Here is a 20,801-nt window from a genome sequence, read left to right as displayed (position 1 = left end):
CCGTCACACCCGTCCCGGGCCGCTGATCGGCACCGCGGTCAACGGCAGCTCGGACTTGTCGTCGAGCTTCATCCGCCCGCTCATCCACAACGCGATCGCACCGAAGGCGGCGAACTTCAGGACGTCGAGCGTCACCAGCGGCCAGGGCGCGTCCTTCACCCTGAGACTCGCCCCGAGCGTGTCGGTCATCGCCGCGAACAGGAAGGTCACCACGTTGTTCGCCGCGTGCGACGCGATACCGGCCTCGAGCCCTCCGGTCCGGACGGCGAGCAGACCGGCGATCAGCCCGAACGCGAGCCGGTCGACGAACAACGCCGGACTCTGCCACGGCCAGATCCCGTGCGCCGCGGTGAACAGCACGCCCGTGGCGATCACGGCCACCGCCGAACTCCGCACGAACGACCCGACGGCCTGCAGCAGGTACCCGCGGAAGTAGTACTCCTCCCCCGCGGCCTGGATCGGCGAGGTCAGCAGCACCACGACGACGACCGCGATCACGTCCGGCGCCGCCCCGCCCCCGTGCGCTTCACCGGTGGCGAGCGGGACGTCGAAGATCTGGATGATCGCGAACGAGATCAGCTCGAGCACGAACGCGACCAGCGCGAACCACGCCAGCGGCCGCCAGCGCAGCCGGCCGACCACCGACGACAGCAGCCCCGGTGTCTGCTTGTTCAACGCCTTGGCGATGGAGATCGACAGCGGGATCAGCGTGATCAGGGTCAGGTTGGTCGCCAGCAGCCCGAACCAGGACAGCGTCCCTTCCGGGTCCTCGCGGATCGCCAGCTGTATCCCCTGGATCACGACACCGGCGATCATCCAGCCGACCAGGATCGTGAACGAGCCCAGGACGACGAACGCGCGCGGCGTGGCGTCGTTGTCGAGCAGCCGATGGTACGGCGTCGTCTGCTTGCTCATCACGTCGTACGGCGGGCGCGGTCGAGCCGGTGCAGGGACTTCTCCCGCCCGAGCAGTTCCAGGGACTCGAACAGCGGCGGCGAGATCCGGCGGCCGGAGATCGCCACCCGGACCGGGCCGAACGCGTTCTTCGGTTTCAGTCCGAGCCCGTCGATCAGCGACGCCCGCAGCGCGGCCTCGATCGCCTCAGTGGTCCACTCCGTGTCGCCCAGGTCCGCGAGCGCCTTCGCCGCGGCGTCCAGGACCGCGGTCGCGTCCCCGGTCAGCACCTTGGCGGCCGCGTCCGGGTCGACCGTGAACCGGTCCTCGGAGACGAACAGGAACCCGAGCATCTCCTCGGACTCCGACAGCGTGTTCATCCGCTCCTGCACGAGCGGTACGGCGGCCCGCAGTACGGCGAGGTCGTCCTCGGACGGCGGCTCCGCAAGTACCCCGGCCGTGGTCAGGAACGGGATCATCCGCTCCGCGAACTCGTCCTGCGGCAGCAGCCGCATGTGCGCGGCGTTGATCGCCTCGCACTTCTTCGGGTCGAAGCGGGCCGCGTTCGAGTTCACCTTGCGGATGTCGAATGCCTCGACCATCTCCGCCATCGTGAACACGTCACGGTCCTCGGCGATCGACCAGCCGAGCAGGGCCAGGTAGTTCAGCAGCCCCTCGGGCAGGAACCCGCGGTCGACGTACTCCGTCAGCCCGGATCCCTTGTCCCGCTTGGACAGCCGCTTGTTCCCCTCGCCCATCACGAACGGCAGGTGCCCGAAGCGCGGCGTCCGGCCGCTGCCGACGCCGATGTCCGCGAGCGCCTCGTACAGGGCGATCTGGCGCGGCGTCGACGGCAGCAGGTCCTCACCGCGGAGCACGTGGGTGATCTCCATCAGCGCGTCGTCGACCGGGTTCACCAGCGGGTACAGCGGGTAGCCGTTCGCGCGGACCAGGACGTAGTCGCCGAGGTTCTCCGGCAGGAACGTGATCTCGCCGCGGACCAGATCGTCGAACACGATCGGGTGGTCCGGCATCCGCAGCCGCACCACCGGGCGCCGGCCCTCGTCGACGTACGCCTGGACCTGCTCGGGCGTGAGGTTGCGGCAGTGGCCGTCGTACCCGCTGTGCTGGCCGGCCGTGCGGGCCGCCTCGCGACGCTGGTCGAGCTCCTCCTGCGAGCAGTAGCAGTGGTACGCCCTGCCGGCCGCCATCAGCTTCGCGACGACGTCGGCGTAGATGTCTATCCGCTCGGACTGCAGGTACGGACCGAAGTCACCGCCGGCCTCGGGGCCCTCGTCCCAGATCAGGCCGAGCCAGCGCAGGGCGTCGTACGTGTAGCGGTAGCCCTCGGCGGTGTTCCGGGCCGTGTCGGTGTCCTCGATGCGGAGCACCAGCTTGCCGCCGAAGTGCCGGGCGAAGGCCCAGTTGAACAGCGCGCTGCGGATGTTGCCGACGGTCAGCAGGCCGGTCGGGGACGGTGGGAACCGGACCCGGACGGCACTCGGTTCCAGATCGCCCAGTACATCTTTGGTGGACCCGTCAGTCACGCACGATCACCTTGTTCGTCAGGGTTCCGAGGCCCTCGACGCTGACCGAGACCTCGTCACCGGGCAGCATCGGGCCGACACCGGCCGGGGTGCCGGTCAGCACCACGTCACCGGGCAGCAGCGTGGTGAACGAGGTGATGTAGGCCAGCACCTCGGGGATGTCGAAGATGAACTGGGAGGTGCGCCCGTCCTGCTTGGGCTCACCGTTCAGCTCGGTGCTGACCCGGACGTCGGACGCGTCGAACTCGGTGCTGATCCACGGACCGAGCGGGCAGAACGTGTCGTACCCCTTGGCCCGGGCCCACTGCCCGTCGCTCTTCTGCAGGTCGCGCGCGGTCACGTCGTTCGCGACGGTGTAGCCGAAGATCACCTCGTTGACCCGCTCCTTGGGCAGGTCCCGGCAGATCCGGCCGATCACGATCGCGAGCTCGCCCTCGAAGTGCAGGTCGTTGGTCTGCTCCGGGTAGACGATGCCGTCCCGCGGGCCGATCACGCTGGTGTTCGGCTTCAGGAAGATCATCGGCTGCTGCGGTACGTCGTTGCCGAGCTCCGCGGCGTGTGCCGCGTAGTTGCGGCCGACGCAGACCACCTTGCTGCGCGGGATCACCGGCGCCAGCAGCCGGACGTCCGCGAGCTGCAGCTTCTCCCCGGTGAACTGCGCCGACCGGTAGAGCGGGTCCGAGTCGAGAACGTTGACAGTACCGACGAGCCCTTCGGGGTCGTCGGTCTCGACGACGCCGTACTTCGGTTCGTCGTCCACGGAGAATCTGGCGATACGCACGGGCCGAGCCTACCGGGGCACGAGATGAGACAGTTATGCGGTGACTGTTGAGATCCGGGTTGCCCTTCCTGCGGAGTACGACGCTGTGGGCGAGCTGACCGTGGAGGCGTACTCGCACGACGGCTTCGTTCGTGGTGAGTACGCGATGACGCTCCGTGCAGCCGCGGACCGCGCCGCGAAGGCGGAACTGTGGGTCGCCGTGGACTCGTCCGGCCTGCTGGGCACTGTGACCTACTGTCCCGTCGGGTCGGTCTACCGGGAGATCGGGCTCGACGACGAGGGCGAGTTCCGGATGCTCGGTGTGGCCGGCCGCGCGCGGGGCCTGGGAATCGGGACCTTGCTGACCGAGCGCTGCATCGCGCGGACCCGCGAGCTCGGGCAGCGGCGGATCGTGCTGAGCAGCGCCACGTACATGACCGCCGCCCACCGGATCTACGAGCGCCTCGGTTTCACCCGCCTCCCGGACCGCGACTGGTCCCCCATCCCAGGCGTCGACCTGTACGCCTTCGCCCTGGACCTATGAAGACGCTGACTGCCACCGAGTGGTCCTTGTACGCCGCCGATCACGCCGCACGCGTCGACGTACTGCTGGCCGATCACCTGGACCGGCGCCGCCGCCGGGAACCGCATCCGGTCGAGGACTTCCTCTTCACCTATTACCCGACCCGCCCGAACCAGCTCCGCGTCTGGCATCCCGGGCCCGGCGTGCGGTTGCTGGACGCCGCGTCGTACGCCGGCCGCCGTGGCTACCAGGTCGTCGACGGGACCGCGACGCTCGATCCCGCCGAGATCACCCGGCGCTCCGACAGCATCACCTGGATTCGCCGGCTGCTGTCCGCCACGCTCGATCGGCAACCCCAGTTCGGGTGCTTCGGGCTGCACGAATGGGCGATGGTCTACCGGACTCCCGACGTACGCCACGGCTCCTGGCCGCTGCGGTTAGGTGCTGAAGGCACCGATCAGGTGGTGGAGTCGCACAAGATCGCCTGCTCGCACTTCGACGCCTTCCGCTTCTTCACCACCCCCGCGCGCCCACGCAACGTTCTGCAACCGACCCGCGAAACGCAACCCGTCCTGGAACAGGGCGGCTGCCTGCACGCGAACATGGACCTCTACAAGTGGGCGACCAAGCTGATGCCCTTCACCCCCAGCTCCCTCCTGCTGGAGTGCTTCGAGCTCGCCCGCGACATCCGCACCCTCGACATGCGCGCATCACCGTACGACCTGGCCGCCCTCGGCTACTCCCCCGTCCGGATCGAGACCCCCGAAGGCAAGGCGGAGTACACCGCCGCCCAACGCACCTTCGCCGACCGCGCCCGCCCACTCCGCCGGCAACTCGTCGACCTCTGCGACGAGTTGCTCCGCTAATCTCCCTGCATGGGAAAGATCGTCGCCATCGCCTTCGCCGTACTGCTCATCGCGATCGGCGGCGTCTGGACACTGCAGGGCCTCGGCTACCTCAAGGGCAGCTCGATGACCGGCAGCACCCTCTGGGCCACCGTCGGCCCGATCGTCGCCGCGTTAGGCGTATCCCTGATCTACGTCGCGGTCCGCGGTCCTAGGAAGCACTGACCAGCTCGCGGACCCGGGACCGCCCGCCGGCGGCGAGCAGGAGCGCGAACATGATCAGCAGCAGAATCCAGCGGGGATCATTGAGCATCAGGTCATCCGCGGCCTGCGCGCGTTCGGCGGCGGTCAGTGGCTGGTTCGAGTGGCTGGAGTCGGCCCAGCCGAGGCGGTTCGGCACGAAGGCCAGATAGGTCCAGACGCGCATGGCGAAGTACAGCGCGGCCGCGCTCAGCACCAACACCCGGCGGCGGCCCGGGCGCCAGGCGACGTACACCAGCAGCGGGATGACGAGGATCTCCAGCACACTGTTGACGGCGATGTAGTACGGGATCGACGGCAGGAACATCCGCTCCAGCGCCTCGCCGGTGAGCGAGGTACTGGTCAGTGATCCCTTCAGCAGCAGGATCGCCATCAGCCCGCCGCAACCAGCGAAGGCGAAACCGGCTGCGCCGGCGGCAACCAGGACGTCCTCGCTCCAGGCCGCCCACCGTGGCCGGCTGCCGAGCCAATGCGCCACCAGGCCGGCCGCGGTGCCCCAGGCGGCACCGAGCACGATCGCGAGCGGCCACGGCACGACCTCGCCGAGGTTGAAGAGTCCGGTGATCACGGCGCTGAACGGCACCACCAGGACGAACGGTTTCATCGGGTCGCCTCCTGCTGTCGAGTTTCCTGGAGTCAACCATTTCGCTGCTTGAAGCAGCTACTTCTTGAAGCAACTACCAGGGAAGAGTCAGGGGAACCCGTAGGTTGGGGCCATGGCGAGAAAGCGGGCGGAACTCGTGGCGGCGTTGACCGAGGAGATGCCCTGGTACATCTCGGCCGCGGTGCGGTACCAGATCGCGGTCGCCGACCAGCTCGGCATGGCCGTCACCGACATCCACGCCGTCGGCGCGCTGCTGGAGATCGGACCGGCCGGGGTACGCAGGCTCGCCGACCTGATGGGCCTGACGACCGGCGCCGCCACCCGGTTGGTCGACCGGCTCGAGCAGGCGGGATTCGTCCGCCGGGAGCCCGACCCGAACGACCGTCGGCGCGTGGTCGTCCGCCTCGTCCCCGATCGGGTCGCGGACATCGCCCGGTACTACGAACCGATCGGCGAGCGTTGGCAGCAGCAGGTCGCGGGCTACTCCGACCGCCAGCTCGAGTTCCTGCTCGACTTCCTGCGCCAAGGCCGTGAGGACGCCAGTTCCGAGACCGTCGCCTTACGAACAACCGGCCTTCGGCACGCCACCAGACGCCGTCCCTAGCTGTCGCCGGCCTGACAGGCGTCAGAAGCGACGCGGCGGGTCGTCGCCGGTCGAGCGGTGGACGGTGACGTAGGTTCGGCCGTCGCGGGCGGGTGCGGGGACGACGGTGTAGAGGGTTCGGCCGCCGGGGAACGTGAACTGCTGGGAGCTGCCGGCCGTGTTGGTGTCGGCGTCGCGTGAGCTGAGGCCTTCCACCGTCGACTTCCCGGTGAGGTAGCTGAGCACCATCCCCAGGTTGTCGTGGGCGCCGAAGATGTAGGTGTCGTCAGTGCCGACCGCCGGCGACAGGTTGGCGCCGCCGATCGTGTCCTCCTTCTGGCCGCCGGTCGAGTACGACGTATCGCCCGGCATGCCGGCGAACTCGTACCCGTCCTTGGTCGCGAACGCATACAGGCTGCGGTGCCGGAGCATCCCGGCGGCGTCGTAGTAGGTGCGGTCGTCGACCAGGATCGGCTCGCCGATCGGCGGATTCGCCTGCACCTGCGCCGACTTCGGATCCAGCGGCAGCGGCGACTCCGTGTACCTGCCCAGCTCGACCGGGTTCGGCGAGAGACGGCCCGCGGGGCCGGAACACACGGTACGGCTGCCGACGAGCCAGCCGGTGTCGGTCCGGGTCAGCTCGGTACGCGCGATCCGGTGCCCGGCAGCGTCCGCGTAGTCGAGCGTGCCGGATGTCGCGCCGAACGTGAACTGGTACTGCGGAACGCCGTACGCGACGGCCTCCGGAGGCGCGGTCGACGGATCGAGGACGGCGCGGACCGGCTTGCCCGTCACGGAGTTGGTGCCGGGCTCGATCGTTCGCTGGTTCAGGCAGCCCCAGCCGCCGATGACAGCCGGGCGCGGTCCGGGCGTCGTCTTCTGCTGCGGGGTCACGTCGGGGGTCGTCACCGGGCCGGGCCCTTCACTGCCGCTGGCGAGAAGCGTCGCGGTCACGACGACCACGACCCCGACCGCGGCGGCGGCCAGGTACGGCGCGAGCGATCGGCGGCGCTTGCGAGCGGTCCGCGCCTGGACCTGCTCCCACAGCTCGTCGAGGTCGACGGTCCGGGCCGCGGCGGCGCGGTCGAGCTCCCGGCTCAGGCGGCGTTCGGTTTCGTTCATCGGTGGTCCTCGAGTTCGGTCGCGAGCCTGGCGAGGCCGCGGCTGACCAGTGACTTGACGGTGCCGACGCGGACCTGCATCGCGTCGGCGATCTCCGCCAGGGGCAGATCGAGCCAGTACCGCAGCACCAGCGCCTCCCGCTGCCGCGGCGCCAGGCTGTCGAGCGCACGCAGCAGGCCGCGGACGGACTCGGTGCGTACGACGTGTTCGTCGGCGGGTTCCGCCGTGCCGAGGTGCAGGACCTTGCGGTCGCCGAGCAGCCTGCGACGGCGCCGCGAGCGGACCTCGTTCACCACGATCCGGCTCAGGTACGCCGTCGGATTCGCGACCTCGCGCTGCTGCCGGACGTCGTACAGCCGGCAGAACGCCTCCTGGACCACGTCCTCGGGGTCCTCGGCGCCGAGCAGATGCGCCAGCCGCACCAGCCGGCCGGCCTCGGTTCGAAACAACGTCTCGAACGCTGCGCCGCTGCCCGTCATCGTGTCTCCCACGATCAGCCCCATACCTGACTGACGATCCCAGCCCCGAAAGGTTGAGTCAGCCCATCAGCAGCAGATTTGTTCGCGGGGTCATCGGATCGCCTTGAGCGCGAAGAGGAGCGGGATGCGTGGGGCGGCGTCGGGGAGGCGCCACCAGCCGTTCGGGGTTTGTTGCATGGAGGGCCAGCGGGGCCAGGGGAGTACTTCGGACTCGCGGAGACTGGTGAGTTGGAAGCCGGCGTCGGCGAGGGTGGTGGTGATTTCGCCGAGGCCGTGGCGCCATTCGTAGCTGGTCTGGCGGCCGGGGACCTCGTCGCCGGTGTAGGTGACGATGGAGTCGTGGGCGATCGGCCCGCGGCCTTCGAGGTAGTCGGCGCGGAGCACGAGCTCGTCGGACTCGCCGGGCAGGGAGACCTCGCGGAGCGCGTTCAGCAACGGGTGGAACTCGACGATGTAGAGGACGCCGCCGGGCTTGAGCAGTTCGCCGACGACCTCTGCCCACTGTTGCAGTTCGGGCAGGTAGCAGAGTGCGCCCTTGCCGGTGTAGACGACGTCGAACCGCCGTCCGCCGACCGCCTCCACGGCGTCGTACACGTTGGCGTGCAGGTAGTCGACCTCGACGCCCGCCTCGGCCGCGATCCGCCGCGCGGCCTCCAGCGACTTCTCGGAGAGGTCGAGTCCGCTGGTTCGCGCGCCGCGGCGGGCGAACTCGATCGTCTCGGTGCCCAGATGGCACTGCAGATGCAGGACTTCGCGACCGTCGAGCGGGCCGAGGTCCTCCCACTCGTAGTCGGCGAACCAGAACTCGGCGGGCCGGTCGTAGAAGTCGCTCGCCGCGTGCAGCGGCGCCCGGGCGTTCCAGTCGGCCTGGTTGGCGGCCACCATCCGTTGCGTCTGCGCATCCAGAGTCACAGCCAGCAGTCTGCCCACCACCCGGTCCACACGGGTCAGCAGTTCTCTGAGCGGAGGTGTGCATTTGGACAGGAGGTGTGGGTCGCCCGGGTAGTGCACCTGAGCGTGATCGTGGCTGTGCGTACGGTGTCTCGCTGGTGCTCTACCTGTCGAGCTGCACACGTGTCCACAACATCCACAGGCCTTGTTCAAGGTTTGTGGATAAGCTTGAATAAGGGTATGGCGAGGGTCGAGTTGCATCGCTGGCCCGGGCACCCCGACGGGTTCACCCGGGCGGAGCGCCTGGGCGGGTCGTACGAGCTGTACTTTCCGGACCCGCTGGTCGGGCGCGAGTTCGACCTGTCCGACGACGTACTCGCGCTGCTCGAGGACGCCGCCGGGGACCTGGCCCGTCTGGACGCGACGGCCGCCGTACTGACGAACAGCGAGGCGCTGGCGCGGCTCCTGCTGCGCGCCGAAGCGGTCGGGTCGTCGCATATCGAGGGCCTCGTCGTCGGCGCGCACAGGTTGCTGAAAGCCGACGTACTGCGGGATCGCAGCCGCGATGTGACCGCCGAGGAGGTGCTCGGCGCGGTCGACGCGATGACCTGGGTGACCGAGTCCGTCCAGGCCGGGGACAAGCTCGAGGTCGACCATCTGCTCGAGGCGCATCGCCGGTTGATGGCGCAGTCGCCGCACCCGGAGTACGGCGGCGAGATCCGCTACCTGCAGAACTGGATCGGCGGCCGCTCCCCCGCCGAGGCGTACTACGTGCCACCGCCGGCGCAACTGCTCCCCGAACTGCTCGCGGACCTGATGACGTTCGTCCGTGAGTCGCCGCTGCCGGTGCTGGCGAAGACCGCGATCGCGCACGCCCAGTTCGAGACCATTCATCCGTTCGCCGACGGCAACGGCCGGACCGGACGCGCGCTGATCCACCTGATCCTGCGCGCCGACGGCCTGATCACACGCACCGTGCCACCGGTCTCGCTAGCACTCGCCACCCACGCCGCGGAGTACGTCGACGCACTGACCGCCTTCCGGTACGTCGGACGCGCGACGACCGCGAAGGCCCGCGCTGCCGCGAACCCGTGGCTGCGGATGTTCGCGCTCGCCTGCACGCACGCGACGGCCGAAGCGGCACGTTTCGAGACGAACGCCGCGGACCTGAAGGCCGAATGGCGGGAGCGCGCGGCGCCGATCCGCGCCGGATCCGCGGCCGAACTGCTGATCGAGGCCCTGCCGGCCGCGCCGGTCCTGACGCTCGCGGCCGCGGCCCAGCTCATCGACCGCTCGCAGCAGGCCGCCAACCAGGGCCTGGCCCGGCTGGTCGAGACCGGCATCCTGCGCGAGGTCACCGACGGCCGCCGGAACCGCATCTACGAAGCGCCCGAACTGATCGACGCCTTCACGTTGCTGGAGCGCCGCTTCGCGAGCCCGGCCGCGGACACCCGGATCGAGCCGCCTAGCAGACCCGTCCCGGCAAGGCCAGAACCGACACACTAGGGGGTTTGACTTTCCGGTCGCGATCGAGCAAGAATTCGAACACATGTTCGATCGTACAGGGGAGTTGTGATGCCGGAGGCGTTCGACTGGGACATCCTGCACCGGCCGTCGGCGATGGCGATGGTCCGCGGCCAGCTCGGTTTCAGCTGGATGGTGCTGTCCGGGCGGCTCGCCCAGCTGACCGACGAGCAGTACTTCTGGCGGCCGGGTAGTGAGGCACTCACCGTCGTCCGGCGGCACTACGCCGGGCGGTTCCGGCCGCTCGGGTCGGGCGAATGGGTCGCGCAGTGGCCGGACGAGCCGGACCATCGCGGACCACGGACGATCGCCTGGCTGATCGCGCACCTGACCGAGATGTTCTTCGAGCGCTGGGAGTGGACGTTCGGCGAGAGCCGGCAAGGGCGGGCCGACATCACCCTGCACGGCAACGCCCGGGACGCGGTCGCCTGGCTGACCTACTGGGTCGAGGCCTGGCAGGACGCGATCGCCGGCCTGGACGAGGACGCGGCGATGACGATCGGCCTCAGCCAGGCCAACGAACTGGACGCGTCCGAACCGTTCGGCCACGTCGTCCTGCGGCTGAATCGCGAGCTGATCCACCACGGCTCGGAGATCATGACGCTCCAGGACCTCTACGCGGTCGCGGCGTGAGGACCACAAGATGTGCGAAACACGGCGTGGCGTTCCCACAACATGTAGATCATTCCACCTAGCATCACTACTGCTGGTGGTTCGGAGTGATCGGCACCACAAGATGTTGATCATTCCGAGGCAACAGGGGAATCCGGTGCGACTCCGGAGCTGCCCCGCAACGGTGAGCGGACGTGCTGTCGACGCGTGCCCGCGAGTCCGGATACCTGCCACCGGTGCGTGTACCGCCGGTGCACGCGGTCCGAGACCTCGCGGGTGGGTCGCAGGGCGTGACGGCAATGATCCCGGCCGGTGCCGCCGGTCCCGTCATGCGCCCGCTCGTGTGGTCCCGGGTCTCCGAACTCTTCTGGAGCGCACACCTGTGACCATTGCTTCCTCATCATCAGTGGCGGCAGAGCTTCGTACGGAGCTCACCGTCATCCGTCGCGACGGCAGTAGTACGCCGTTCGACGCCACCAAGATCTCCGTCGCCATGACGAAGGCGTTCCTCGCTGTCGAGGGCTCCGACGCCGGCGCCACGCACCGTGTCCGCGACCTGGTGGCCGACCTGACCGGCCGGGTCGCCACCGCCCTCACCACCCGCGGCGACGCCCGGCGCAGCGTGCAGGTCGAGGACATCCAGGACCAGGTCGAGCTGGCGCTGATGCGCGCCGGCGAGCACCAGGTCGCCCGCGCCTATGTGCTGTACCGCGAGGAGCGGACCAAGGCCCGCACCCCTGCCGATCCGGCCGGCGTCGCCGAGAAGCCGGCGCTGACGGTCCGCGCGGCCGACGGCAGCCGGTCCCCACTCGACGTCGACCGGCTCCGCGTGATCGTCGCCGAGGCCGCCGCCGGACTCGACGCGGTCGACCCCGACCTGATCCTGGACGAGACCCTCGGCGCCTGCTACGACGGCATCCCGCAGCACGAGGTCGAGCTCGCGCTGGTGATGGCCGCGCGGTCGTACGTCGAGACCGAGCCGCAGTACAGCTTCGCCGCATCCCGCCTGCTGCTGGACCAGATCCGCCGCGAGGCGCTGGGCCGCGTCCACGGCGAGCCCCGGCAGGCGAGCCAGGCCGACATGACCACGGCGTACGTCGACTACTTCCCGCGCTACATCCAGGTCGGGATCGAGGCCGGTCAGCTCGACCCGGAGCTCGGCCGCTTCGACCTCGACCGGCTCGCCGCGGCGATCAAGCCGGAGGCCGATCTGAACTTCACCTTCCTCAGCCTGCAGACGCTTTACGACCGGTACCTGCTGCACCTCGGCAAGGTGCGGTACGAGTTGCCGCAAGCGTTCTTCCTGCGGGTCGCGATGGGCATGGCCCTGCGCGAGGACGACCGCGAGGCCCGGGCGATCGAGTTCTACGAACTGCTCAGCTCGTTCCGCTTCATGTCGTCGACGCCGACCCTGTTCAACTCCGGCACCACCCGCCCGCAGCTGTCGTCGTGCTTCCTGACCACGGTCGACGACGACCTGTCCGGCATCTTCACCGGCATCCGCAACAACGCCCTCCTCGCCAAGTACTCCGGCGGCCTCGGCAACGACTGGACCCCGGTCCGCGGCATCGGCGCCCACATCAAGGGCACCAACGGCGAGTCCCAAGGCGTCGTCCCGTTCCTGAAGGTCGCCAACGACACCGCCGTCGCAGTGAATCAAGGCGGCCGTCGTAAGGGCGCGGTGTGTGCGTATCTCGAGACGTGGCATATCGATGTCGAGGAGTTTCTCGATCTGCGGAAGAACACCGGGGACGAGCGGCGGCGTACGCATGACATGAACACGGCGAACTGGGTGCCGGATCTGTTCCTGCAGCGAGTGGAGGCCGGCGGGGAGTGGACGTTGTTCTCTCCCGATGAGGTGCCGGATCTTCACGAGTTGTACGGCGCTGCGTTCGCGGAGGCGTACTCGGCGTACGAGGCCGCTGCGGATCGTGGGGAGATTCGGGTGTTCAAGCGGGTCAAGGCTGTCGACCTGTGGCGGCGGATGCTGACGGTGCTGTTCGAGACCGGGCACCCGTGGATCACCTTCAAGGACGCCTGCAACCTGCGCTCGCCCCAGCAGCACGACGGTGTCGTCCACTCGTCGAACCTGTGCACCGAGATCACCCTGAACACGACGACCGAGGAGACCGCGGTCTGCAACCTCGGATCGGTCAACCTGGTCGCCCATCTGACTGCGGACGGTCTCGACGCCGACCTGCTCCGCGACACCGTGAAGACCGCGGTGCGGATGCTCGACAACGTCATCGACGTGAACTTCTACACCACTCCGGAATCGGAGCGCGCCAACCAGCGGCACCGCCCGGTCGGCCTCGGCCTGATGGGGTTCGCGGACGCGCTGTTCACGCTGCGGATCCCGTACGCCTCCGACGCCGCGGTCGAGTTCGCGGACCGCTCGATGGAGCAGATCAGCTACCACGCGATCGAGGCGTCCAGTGAGCTCGCCGCCGAGCGTGGCCGGTACTCGTCGTACGACGGATCGCTGTGGAGCCTCGGGATCCTGCCGATCGACTCGCTCGACCTGCTGCACACGGCGCGCGACGGTGACGTGATCATCGACCGCGACACGCAACTCGACTGGGACGGTCTGCGCGCGAAGGTCCTGCGGGACGGCATGCGGAACTCGAACGTGATGGCGATCGCCCCGACCGCGACGATCTCCAACATCTGCGGCGTGAGCCAGTCGATCGAGCCGACGTACAGCAACCTGTTCGTGAAGTCGAACATGTCCGGCGAGTTCACCGTCGCCAACCCGTACCTGGTCGCCGACCTGAAGGCACGCGGGTTGTGGGACCAGGTGATGGTGTCGGATCTGAAGTATCACGACGGCGTGGTCGCGGGGATCGAGCGGATCCCGGCGGACCTGCGCGAGCTGTACGCGACGGCGTTCGAGATCGACCCGCTCTGGCTGGTGAAGGCGGCGTCGCGACGGCAGAAGTGGATCGACCAGGCGCAGTCGCTGAACCTCTACATGGCGAAACCGTCCGGCCGGGCGCTCGACGAGCTGTACCGGTCGGCGTGGCGTTATGGCCTCAAGACGACTTATTACCTGCGTTCCCAGTCAGCAACCCATGTGGAGAAGTCCACCTTGAAGGGCACCGACGGCCGGCTCAACGCCGTACCCGTAGCCGTCCCCGAACCCACCGGAGCGGTCTGCTCCATCGACGACCCGGACTGCGAGGCCTGCCAGTGAGCGCCATCTCGATCGGAGCGGCCCGCGTCGAGGTCGCCGACAAGGCGATGATCAACTCGCGCGCCGACGTGAACCAGCTGCTCCCGTTGAAGTACACGTGGGCCTGGGAGAAGTACCTTGCCGGGTGCAACAACCACTGGATGCCGACCGAGGTCTCGATGCAGGCCGACATCTCGCTCTGGAAGTCCAAAGACGGCCTGACCGACGACGAACGCCTGATGCTGAAGCGGAATCTCGGGTTCTTCGCCACGGCGGAGTCCCTGGTCGCGAACAACATCGTGCTCGCCGTCTATCGGCAGCTGACCAACCCCGAGTGCCGGCAGTACCTGCTGCGTCAGGCCTTCGAGGAGGCGGTGCACACGCACACCTTCCAGTACATCTGTACATCGCTCGGTCTCGACGAGGGCGAGCTGTTCAACATGTACCGCGAGGTCCCGTCGATCTCGGACAAGGACGCGTGGGCGCTGAAGTACACGCAGCACCTGGAGGACCCGGACTTCCGCACCGGTACGCCGGAAGCCGACACCGCGTTCCTGCGCGACCTGATCGCGTTCTACGTGGTGTTCGAGGGAATGTGGTTCTACACCGGGTTCGCGCAGATCCTGTCGCTCGGCCGGCGGAACAAGATGGTCGGGATCGCCGAGCAGTACCAGTACATCCTGCGCGACGAGTCGATCCATCTGAACTTCGGCATCGACTGCATCAACCAGATCAAACAGGAGAACCCGCACCTGTGGACGACCGCCTTCCAGGCCGAGGTCCGGCGGATGCTGACCGAGGCGTGCGAACTGGAAGTCGCCTACGGCCGCGCCACCATGCCGAACGGCATGCTCGGCCTGACCGCGGACCTCTGCGAGCAGTACATGCACTTCGTCACGGACCGCAGAGCGGAACAAATAGGTCTCGATCCGATCTTCGGTGAAACGCGGAACCCCTTCGGATGGATGTCAGAGGTGATGGACCTGAAGAAGGAGAAGAACTTCTTCGAAACCCGGGTCATCGAGTACCAGTCCGCCAGCGGCCTGAGCTGGGACTGACACAGACCGGAAGGCCCGCGGCGCAACTCGCCGCCCCGCGGGCCTTCCGCCGCACTTGTACGCCGGGCGACGCCACGTGGAACTCGTCGTACAACTGCCGGGCCTCGTCGTCGGCCTGCTCGCGACGCTGGCCCGCCCACCTCCCCCAAGCAACGAAATTCCCTCAGACTGCGACGCCAGTCCTCAGGTGGTCGGGTACGTGGTCTTTGTCAGGTCTTCGGAGATACGCCAGATGCGTTGGGCGTCGGTGGTGCTGCGTAGCGGGCGGTAGAGGGGTTGTCCGGCGGGTGGGCCGCCGAGGTGACCGGGACCGCTGGGGCCGTAGAGAGTGCCGGGCTTGGCGGTCGCGGCAGTGGCCGCCAGCAGGGCGGGTAGCTTGGCGGAATCGACGGTGCCGATCAGGATGCCTCGGGACGACAGAGCGCGGATCAGGCGGACTTGGAACGTGTCCTGGGTGCGGCCCAGTTCGGGGCGGGCGGCCAGCAGGCTGGTGGGAGCCACGCCGGGGTGGGAGAGGTTGCTGGTGATGCCCCAGCCATGGGCTTGGCTGCGCCGTTCGAGCTCCAGCGCGAACAGGCCGAACGCGATCTTGGACTGGGTGTACGCGCGCATCCCGTCGTACGAGCGCTCCCAGTTCAGGTCGTCCCAGTTGATGGTGCCGCGGCGGGCCGCGATGCTGATCTGCGACGTGACGCGGGCGTGGCCGGCGCGCAGGAGCGGGAGCAGGCGTCCGACGAGCGCGAAGTGGCCCAGATGGTTGGTGCCGAACTGCAGCTCGAACCCGTCAGCCGTGGTCTGCCGGTTCGGCGGAGTCATGACACCGGCGTTGTTGATCAGGAGATGAATCGGGCGGCCCTCCTCGAGCAGGCAGTCGCCGAGAGCCGCGATCGAGTCGAGCGACGACAGATCCAGACTGCGCAGCGACACGTTGGCGTCCGGAACGGCTTTCCTGACAGCGGCGACAGCGGCGTCTCCCTTGCGCAGGTTGCGGACGGGCATGATCACTTCCGCACCAGCCCCGGCAAGGCGTTCGGCCATGCCCAAGCCCATGCCGTCGCTCGCCCCCGTGACCACGGCGCGCTGTCCGGACAGGCTGGGGATGATGAGCTCGATCGGTTTCCGGGACATGTGTCCTACTCCTTCTTTTGGGTCTGTATCGATGGTCGACGGACCGCGCACACCTATCCAGGACCTCTCGATCACAGGCTCAGGCCCCTCCGTATGGGGGGATCGGCAGGTCGTGGCTACCTCCGCCCACAACCGGTAGAAACGAGACAGGACGCGACGAGGAGGAGCGGAGTGATCGATCGCACGGGGCTGGCGGAGTTCCTGCGCAACCGGCGGCAGGCACTGCAGCCGGAAGACGTCGGTCTGCCGCGCGGGCAGCGCCGCCGGACCAACGGGCTACGGCGGGAGGAGGTCGCGTCGTTGTGCCATATGTCGGCCGACTACTACTCCCGCCTGGAGCGGCAGCGGGGCCCGCAGCCGTCGTACCGGATGCTCGCCTCGATCGCGCAAGGGCTGCATCTGTCCCTCGACGAACGGGACCACCTGTTCCGCCTCGCGGGGCACAACCCGCCGCCGAGGGGAGCCGCCACCGAGCACATCAGCCCCGGTCTGCTCCGCGTGCTGGATCGGCTGGACGACACGCCGGCCGAGATCGTCACCGAACTCGGCGAGACGTTGCGCCAGTCCCCGCTGGGCGTCGCGCTGACCGGCGACACGACGCAGTACACCGGTCCTGCCCGCAGCGTCGGCTACCGATGGTTCACCGATCCCACCGCTCGGGACCTCTACGCACCGCAAGAGCACGCGTTCCTGACCCGGATGTACGCCGCCGGGCTCCGCGAACTCGTCACCCTCCGCGGCCCGAAGTCCCGCGCCGCCCACCTGGCCGAGCTGCTGCTGCCCCAGAGCGAGGAGTTCCGGCACGCGTGGGAAGCCCACGAGATCGGGATCCGGCCGCACGACGTCAAGCATTTCATCCATCCCGAGGTCGGCGCGCTCGAGCTGACCTGCCAGCGGCTTGTCGACCCTGGCCAGGCTCACTCGCTGCTGGTCTACACCGCCGTTCCCGGTAGCGAGAGCTACGAGAAGCTCCAGATGCTGTCCGTCATCGGAACACAGACGCTCAGCTGAGGGACGACCCGGCTCAGGGGAGCAGCGCGATGATCTCCGCAGTGGTGCCGGTCTCGCCGAGGCGCGGGAAGATCCGGGTCAGCGAGTTCTCGTGCGCGTCGGCCGACAGGTCGGTCATCGCGTCGGTAGCGAGGGTGACGTGGTAGCCGTGTTCGTACGCCGCTCGTGCCGTCGACTCGACGCCGATGCTGGTGGCGACGCCGGTCAGCACGATCTGGGTGATGCCGCGGGGGCGCAGGTGTACGTCGAGGTCGGTGCCGTGGAACGCGCCCCAGTTCCGCTTGGTCACCACGATGTCCTCGGCGTGACCGGCCAGCTCGTCGACGATCTGACGACGAGCGCGGTCTTCGGATCGAGGGTTGTGACAGACACGGATGAACCTCTCTGTTCGGGTAGGTCGAGGAAGCTGACAAGCAGGAGCAGTCCGGCGACAACGAGCAGGAAGATCGCCAGGTCGTGCAGTCCGGCCGCGGTTGCGCCGTCCTGGAAGTGGGCGTTCGCCGCGGCCGAGACGAGCGCACCGACGACGGCGGGAGGACCCAGATCGGCGTACTCGGGCCGACGAACAACTGCCCTGCCGCGGCCGTCACCAGAAAGAGGCCTCCGGCAACGAGCTTGCCGCGACCGAAGCGTTCCGGCGGCGTCACGTCGCGTCCGCCGTGGGCGTGCGGCGCCAGCCGGTCAACGGTAGGTCGCCGCCTCGGTCGCGTGGTCCAGCAGGGCGAGCGCCTTGATGATGGTCTGCCGTTCCGCCTCCGTGCAGTGGTCCTGCAACGTCCGGGCCAGCCATTCCTGCCGGACCTTCCGATCCCCCTGCAGCCGATGCCGGCCTGCCGTGGTCAGCGACACCACCTGCCGGCGGCCGTCCTCAGGGTCCGGGCGCCGCGTGATCAGATCAGCGTCGCGGAGCGCGGCCAGGATCGCGGCCATCGACTGCGGCCGGATCCGCTCCGCCGCCGCCAGATCGCTGGCCGACGCCGGCCCGTCCTTGTCCAGCCGGCTCAACACCGACGATTGCGACGGCGTCAGATCATCGGTCTCGGCGAGCGCCGTCGGTTGCCGCTTGACCCGGCCGAAGACGATCCGCACCTCAGTGGCCGCGCGCGCCGCAGACGCCGAGATCTCCATACCGGCCACGAAAACTAATCAGTCCAGACTGATCAGTTCAGGCTGTCATTTGAGCGGCCGACGGTAGGGCAACCACTTTCCGGAATCCCTGGACACGGCGCGGCGGACCGGACTAACGTCTCAGCTCAACCAATTCTATTCACCGTGAGAATAAATGACGAAGCTGGAACGAGGCACCCGGACGACCAACCGCGGGGCGGTGATCGCCGCGCTGCTGTCCGGTGCCGGAATCGACCGACGGCAACTGGTCGAGCAGACCGGACTCAGCTGGGCGACGGTCGCCCGGATCGTGGACGACCTGCTCGCCGACGGGCTGGCCCTGGAGCAGCACAAGATCGTCCGGGACGGCCCCGGCCGGCCGGGAGCCGCACTCGGGTTCAACCCGCTGTCCGGGTTGGTGTGCGGGATCGACCTCGGCGGCACCTACTGCCGGATGGTGATCGCCGACGGCATCGGTACGGCAATCATCCGCTGCCGGGACGAGACACCGCGCGACCTGGGCGCCGCCGAGCTGGCCTCGTGGATCGCGGCCCGGGTCCTCGGGTTGGTCGAGCGCTACGGCGACGGCGTACCGCTCACCTCCGTGGCGATCGGACTGCCCGGTGTCGTTGCCTCCACCAAGGATCGCGTGGTCGGCGCGTTCAACCTGCCGCAGATCCTCGGCACCACCTTCGTCGAGACGGTCGCCGCGGAGCTCGGCGTACCGACGATCATCGACAACGACTCCAACCTGGCACTGCTGGGTGAGCTGCACTACGGCGAGTTGCCCCGGGACGAGACCGTCGTCCTGCTCAGCCTGGGGACTGGTCTCGGCTCGGCGATCGCCTTCAACCGGCAGGTGCTCGCGGGACCCGAGGGTCTGCTCGGCGAGTTCGGCCGGCTGCGACTGCCGGGCCGCAAGGAACGGTTGCGGGACCTGCTGTCCGGCGCCGGTTTGCTCGCTCTCGCGCACGAAGCCGGTCACCGGGTCCGGAAGGCCGACGAGGTCTTCGCCGAACCGGACCGCTTCGGTGGCCTCGTCGACGAGATCCACGAGGCGTTGCTGCATCTGGTGTCGATCGTTGCCCTGGCCTACGAGCCGAGCACGGTGGTCTTCACCGGCGGCTTCTCCGCGGCGTTCAGCGACTCCGTGCTGGAGACGGTGAGCGACGAGACGTACGAGACGGTCGGCGTGCACAGCGATCTGCGCCGGTCTGTGCTCGGGGATTCGGGCGGCCTGCTGGGTGCGATGGCCGCCGCCCTGAGCGGTTACTACACCGCGATCGGGGTGGCCCGCCACCAGGTCGCCTCGATCACTACGTCCGCCCACGGTGTCGTGGCCCAGCTGGACGGCTGCGCCGTCGACCCACCAGACGAAGAGGAACCCTCATGAAGCCCTGGAAGACCTTGGCTCTCCTCGCATCGCTGTCGCTCAGCGTGGCCGCCTGCGGAGGTTCCGGCCCGGGCAAAGCCGCGCCGACGAACAAACTGACGGTCTGGATGATGACCGGCGGTCCCGGCGACAAGAAGATCATCAACGACGTCACCAAGCAGTTCAACGAGAAGTACCCCAACGTCAAGGTGACCGTCGAGGTGCAGCAGTGGGACAACATCGTCACCAAGCTGACCACGGCACTCGCCTCCGACAGCCCGCCCGACATCGTCGAGATGGGCAACACCCAGACCCCGCTGCTGACCGCGTCCGGAGCGCTGGCCGAGCTGACGGACCAGAAGAGCGAGTTCGAGTCGTCCGACCAGTGGCTCGCCGGCCTCGCCGGGCCGTCGACGTACCAGGGCAAGCTCTACGCCACTCCCCTGTACGGCGGAACGAAAGCCGTCATGTACAGCAAGAAGATGTTCGCCGCCGCGGGCATCACCAAGCCGCCGGCAACCGTCGACGAACTGATCGCCGACTGCGGGAAGCTGGCCAAGGCGCACACCTCGACGCCGAACTTCTCGGCCTTCTACATGCCTGGCCAGTACTGGTTCGCCGGGATGCCGTTCCTGTTCGGCAAAGGCGGCACGATCGCTACCGACAAGGACAACAAATGGACCGCGCAGATGAGCAGCGCGGAGAACCAGGCCGGCCTGGCGGAATGGAAGAAGTTCCAGAACGCCTGCTCGACGCCGTCCTCGATCGGCGCCGACACCGACAGCCCTGACCAGGACCAGGTCTTCGCCGACCAGAAGGCCGCGATGATCTACGTCAAGGCGTGGGAGCCGGGCGCGGTGGCCGAGAAGAACGCCAAGACTGCCGCGGACGCCGGCTACTTCATCATGCCCGGCTACGAGCCGGGTAAGCCGCTACCGGTGATCGTGGCCGGCTCGACGATCGGCATCGCACAGAACAGCCCGAACAAGGACATGGCCGTCGACTGGCTGAAGATCATCACCGGCAAGACGTTCCAGCAGACCATGACCCGGACGATCCACCAACTCCCGATCGTCACCGCGTTCCTGCCGACGGGGAACGTTCCCGAGGTGCTCAAGCTCGGCGCCCAGGCGGCCACGGTCAGCCAGGCATTGCCGGCCACGCCGGGCGAGGCGACCCTGGAGACCGAGAGCTACAACGAGCAGTTCTTCTCGAAGATCGCCAAGGGCGCCGACATCGCGAAGTCCGCGCAGGAGTACGACAAGCACGCGACCGAAGCGTTCAACGCCCAGTCCGGACAGCGCTGAC

21 protein-coding genes and 1 riboswitch are annotated in these 20,801 nt (G+C 68.4%); of the genes, 11 read left to right on the top strand and 10 right to left on the bottom strand.

The window, feature by feature from the left end; translation table 11 throughout:
* Window positions 1-3: 3 nt before the first annotated feature.
* Genes E0H50_RS22580 through E0H50_RS22570 form a run of 3 tightly spaced genes read right to left on the bottom strand, consistent with a single transcriptional unit; the run spans window position 4 to window position 3,222 of the window.
* Window positions 4-915, bottom strand: coding sequence for a CPBP family intramembrane glutamic endopeptidase (locus tag E0H50_RS22580; RefSeq protein WP_131291718.1), 912 nt, complete (start codon window positions 913-915; stop codon window positions 4-6).
* Entirely contained in the window at window positions 915-2,441 is a 1,527-nt protein-coding gene (gene gltX / locus E0H50_RS22575) for a glutamate--tRNA ligase (RefSeq protein WP_131291716.1), read from the bottom strand. The genes E0H50_RS22580 and gltX overlap by 1 nt, the downstream gene beginning before the upstream one ends.
* Complete coding sequence (locus E0H50_RS22570; RefSeq protein ID WP_131291714.1) at window positions 2,434-3,222, bottom strand: fumarylacetoacetate hydrolase family protein; 789 nt, start codon at window positions 3,220-3,222, stop codon at window positions 2,434-2,436. The genes gltX and E0H50_RS22570 overlap by 8 nt, the downstream gene beginning before the upstream one ends.
* A 40-nt stretch (window positions 3,223-3,262) precedes the next feature.
* Between E0H50_RS22570 and E0H50_RS22565 the strand changes: the two genes are divergently transcribed.
* Genes E0H50_RS22565 through E0H50_RS22555 form a run of 3 tightly spaced genes read left to right on the top strand, consistent with a single transcriptional unit; the run spans window position 3,263 to window position 4,794 of the window.
* Window positions 3,263-3,745 (top strand): GNAT family N-acetyltransferase, encoded by a 483-nt coding sequence (locus tag E0H50_RS22565; RefSeq protein WP_131291712.1) that lies wholly within the window; start codon window positions 3,263-3,265, stop codon window positions 3,743-3,745.
* Complete coding sequence (locus E0H50_RS22560) at window positions 3,742-4,590, top strand: 3-methyladenine DNA glycosylase (RefSeq protein WP_131291711.1); 849 nt, start codon at window positions 3,742-3,744, stop codon at window positions 4,588-4,590. Before E0H50_RS22565 ends, E0H50_RS22560 begins: the two co-directional genes overlap by 4 nt.
* A 9-nt stretch (window positions 4,591-4,599) precedes the next feature.
* On the top strand, window positions 4,600-4,794 hold the full coding sequence (locus tag E0H50_RS22555; protein ID WP_131291708.1) for a hypothetical protein: 195 nt from the start codon (window positions 4,600-4,602) through the stop codon (window positions 4,792-4,794).
* On the opposite strand, the gene E0H50_RS22550 is transcribed toward E0H50_RS22555, so the two are convergent.
* Window positions 4,781-5,434 carry a hypothetical protein gene (locus E0H50_RS22550; RefSeq protein WP_131291706.1) on the bottom strand — a complete coding sequence of 218 codons (654 nt, stop codon included), beginning with the start codon at window positions 5,432-5,434 and terminating at the stop codon, window positions 4,781-4,783. The two genes, E0H50_RS22555 and E0H50_RS22550, sit on opposite strands and share 14 nt — an antisense overlap.
* Before the next feature lie 112 nt (window positions 5,435-5,546).
* Here E0H50_RS22550 and E0H50_RS22545 point away from each other — a divergent pair, with 112 nt between their 5' ends.
* A complete protein-coding gene (locus tag E0H50_RS22545; protein WP_131291704.1) occupies window positions 5,547-6,038 on the top strand; it encodes a MarR family winged helix-turn-helix transcriptional regulator in 492 nt (163 codons plus the stop codon).
* Between the two features lie 21 nt (window positions 6,039-6,059).
* Here E0H50_RS22545 and E0H50_RS22540 read toward each other — a convergent pair whose 3' ends face one another.
* From E0H50_RS22540 to E0H50_RS22530, 3 genes are all read right to left on the bottom strand, one after another.
* Entirely contained in the window at window positions 6,060-7,139 is a 1,080-nt protein-coding gene (locus E0H50_RS22540) for a hypothetical protein (RefSeq protein ID WP_131291702.1), read from the bottom strand.
* Window positions 7,136-7,618, bottom strand: a complete 483-nt coding sequence (locus tag E0H50_RS22535; protein WP_165547251.1) for an RNA polymerase sigma factor — start codon at window positions 7,616-7,618, stop codon at window positions 7,136-7,138. Before E0H50_RS22535 ends, E0H50_RS22540 begins: the two co-directional genes overlap by 4 nt.
* 90 nt (window positions 7,619-7,708) lie before the next feature.
* On the bottom strand, window positions 7,709-8,530 hold the full coding sequence (locus E0H50_RS22530; RefSeq protein ID WP_131291698.1) for a class I SAM-dependent methyltransferase: 822 nt from the start codon (window positions 8,528-8,530) through the stop codon (window positions 7,709-7,711).
* Between the two features lie 219 nt (window positions 8,531-8,749).
* On the opposite strand from E0H50_RS22530, the gene E0H50_RS22525 reads away from it, so the two are divergent.
* From E0H50_RS22525 to E0H50_RS22510, 4 genes are all read left to right on the top strand, one after another.
* A complete protein-coding gene (locus E0H50_RS22525) occupies window positions 8,750-10,015 on the top strand; it encodes a Fic family protein (protein ID WP_131291696.1) in 1,266 nt (421 codons plus the stop codon).
* A gap of 69 nt (window positions 10,016-10,084) precedes the next feature.
* Window positions 10,085-10,666 carry a DinB family protein gene (locus E0H50_RS22520; protein ID WP_131291694.1) on the top strand — a complete coding sequence of 194 codons (582 nt, stop codon included), beginning with the start codon at window positions 10,085-10,087 and terminating at the stop codon, window positions 10,664-10,666.
* A 60-nt stretch (window positions 10,667-10,726) separates the two neighbouring features.
* A riboswitch (cobalamin riboswitch) is annotated at window positions 10,727-10,894 on the top strand.
* 157 nt (window positions 10,895-11,051) lie between these two features.
* Window positions 11,052-13,838, top strand: a complete 2,787-nt coding sequence (locus tag E0H50_RS22515; RefSeq protein WP_238151144.1) for a ribonucleoside-diphosphate reductase subunit alpha — start codon at window positions 11,052-11,054, stop codon at window positions 13,836-13,838.
* Window positions 13,835-14,875 carry a ribonucleotide-diphosphate reductase subunit beta gene (locus E0H50_RS22510; protein ID WP_238151143.1) on the top strand — a complete coding sequence of 347 codons (1,041 nt, stop codon included), beginning with the start codon at window positions 13,835-13,837 and terminating at the stop codon, window positions 14,873-14,875. Before E0H50_RS22515 ends, E0H50_RS22510 begins: the two co-directional genes overlap by 4 nt.
* Before the next feature lie 183 nt (window positions 14,876-15,058).
* Here E0H50_RS22510 and E0H50_RS22505 read toward each other — a convergent pair whose 3' ends face one another.
* Window positions 15,059-16,003 carry an SDR family oxidoreductase gene (locus E0H50_RS22505; protein WP_131291690.1) on the bottom strand — a complete coding sequence of 315 codons (945 nt, stop codon included), beginning with the start codon at window positions 16,001-16,003 and terminating at the stop codon, window positions 15,059-15,061.
* 171 nt (window positions 16,004-16,174) lie between these two features.
* On the opposite strand from E0H50_RS22505, the gene E0H50_RS22500 reads away from it, so the two are divergent.
* A complete protein-coding gene (locus E0H50_RS22500) occupies window positions 16,175-17,014 on the top strand; it encodes a helix-turn-helix transcriptional regulator (protein WP_131291688.1) in 840 nt (279 codons plus the stop codon).
* A 13-nt stretch (window positions 17,015-17,027) separates the two neighbouring features.
* On the opposite strand, the gene E0H50_RS22495 is transcribed toward E0H50_RS22500, so the two are convergent.
* Window positions 17,028-17,390 (bottom strand): isochorismatase family protein, encoded by a 363-nt coding sequence (locus tag E0H50_RS22495; protein ID WP_202868289.1) that lies wholly within the window; start codon window positions 17,388-17,390, stop codon window positions 17,028-17,030.
* 305 nt (window positions 17,391-17,695) lie between these two features.
* Complete coding sequence (locus tag E0H50_RS22490; RefSeq protein ID WP_131291686.1) at window positions 17,696-18,142, bottom strand: MarR family winged helix-turn-helix transcriptional regulator; 447 nt, start codon at window positions 18,140-18,142, stop codon at window positions 17,696-17,698.
* A 154-nt stretch (window positions 18,143-18,296) separates the two neighbouring features.
* Between E0H50_RS22490 and E0H50_RS22485 the strand changes: the two genes are divergently transcribed.
* Window positions 18,297-19,514 (top strand): ROK family protein, encoded by a 1,218-nt coding sequence (locus E0H50_RS22485; protein ID WP_131291684.1) that lies wholly within the window; start codon window positions 18,297-18,299, stop codon window positions 19,512-19,514.
* A complete protein-coding gene (locus E0H50_RS22480; protein ID WP_131291682.1) occupies window positions 19,511-20,800 on the top strand; it encodes an extracellular solute-binding protein in 1,290 nt (429 codons plus the stop codon). Before E0H50_RS22485 ends, E0H50_RS22480 begins: the two co-directional genes overlap by 4 nt.
* Window position 20,801 lies beyond the last annotated feature (1 nt).

It is taken from the genome of Kribbella sindirgiensis (genome assembly GCF_004331435.1).
Lineage (GTDB): Bacteria > Actinomycetota > Actinomycetes > Propionibacteriales > Kribbellaceae > Kribbella > Kribbella sindirgiensis.
This window is presented reverse-complemented; position numbering and strand designations above follow the sequence as displayed.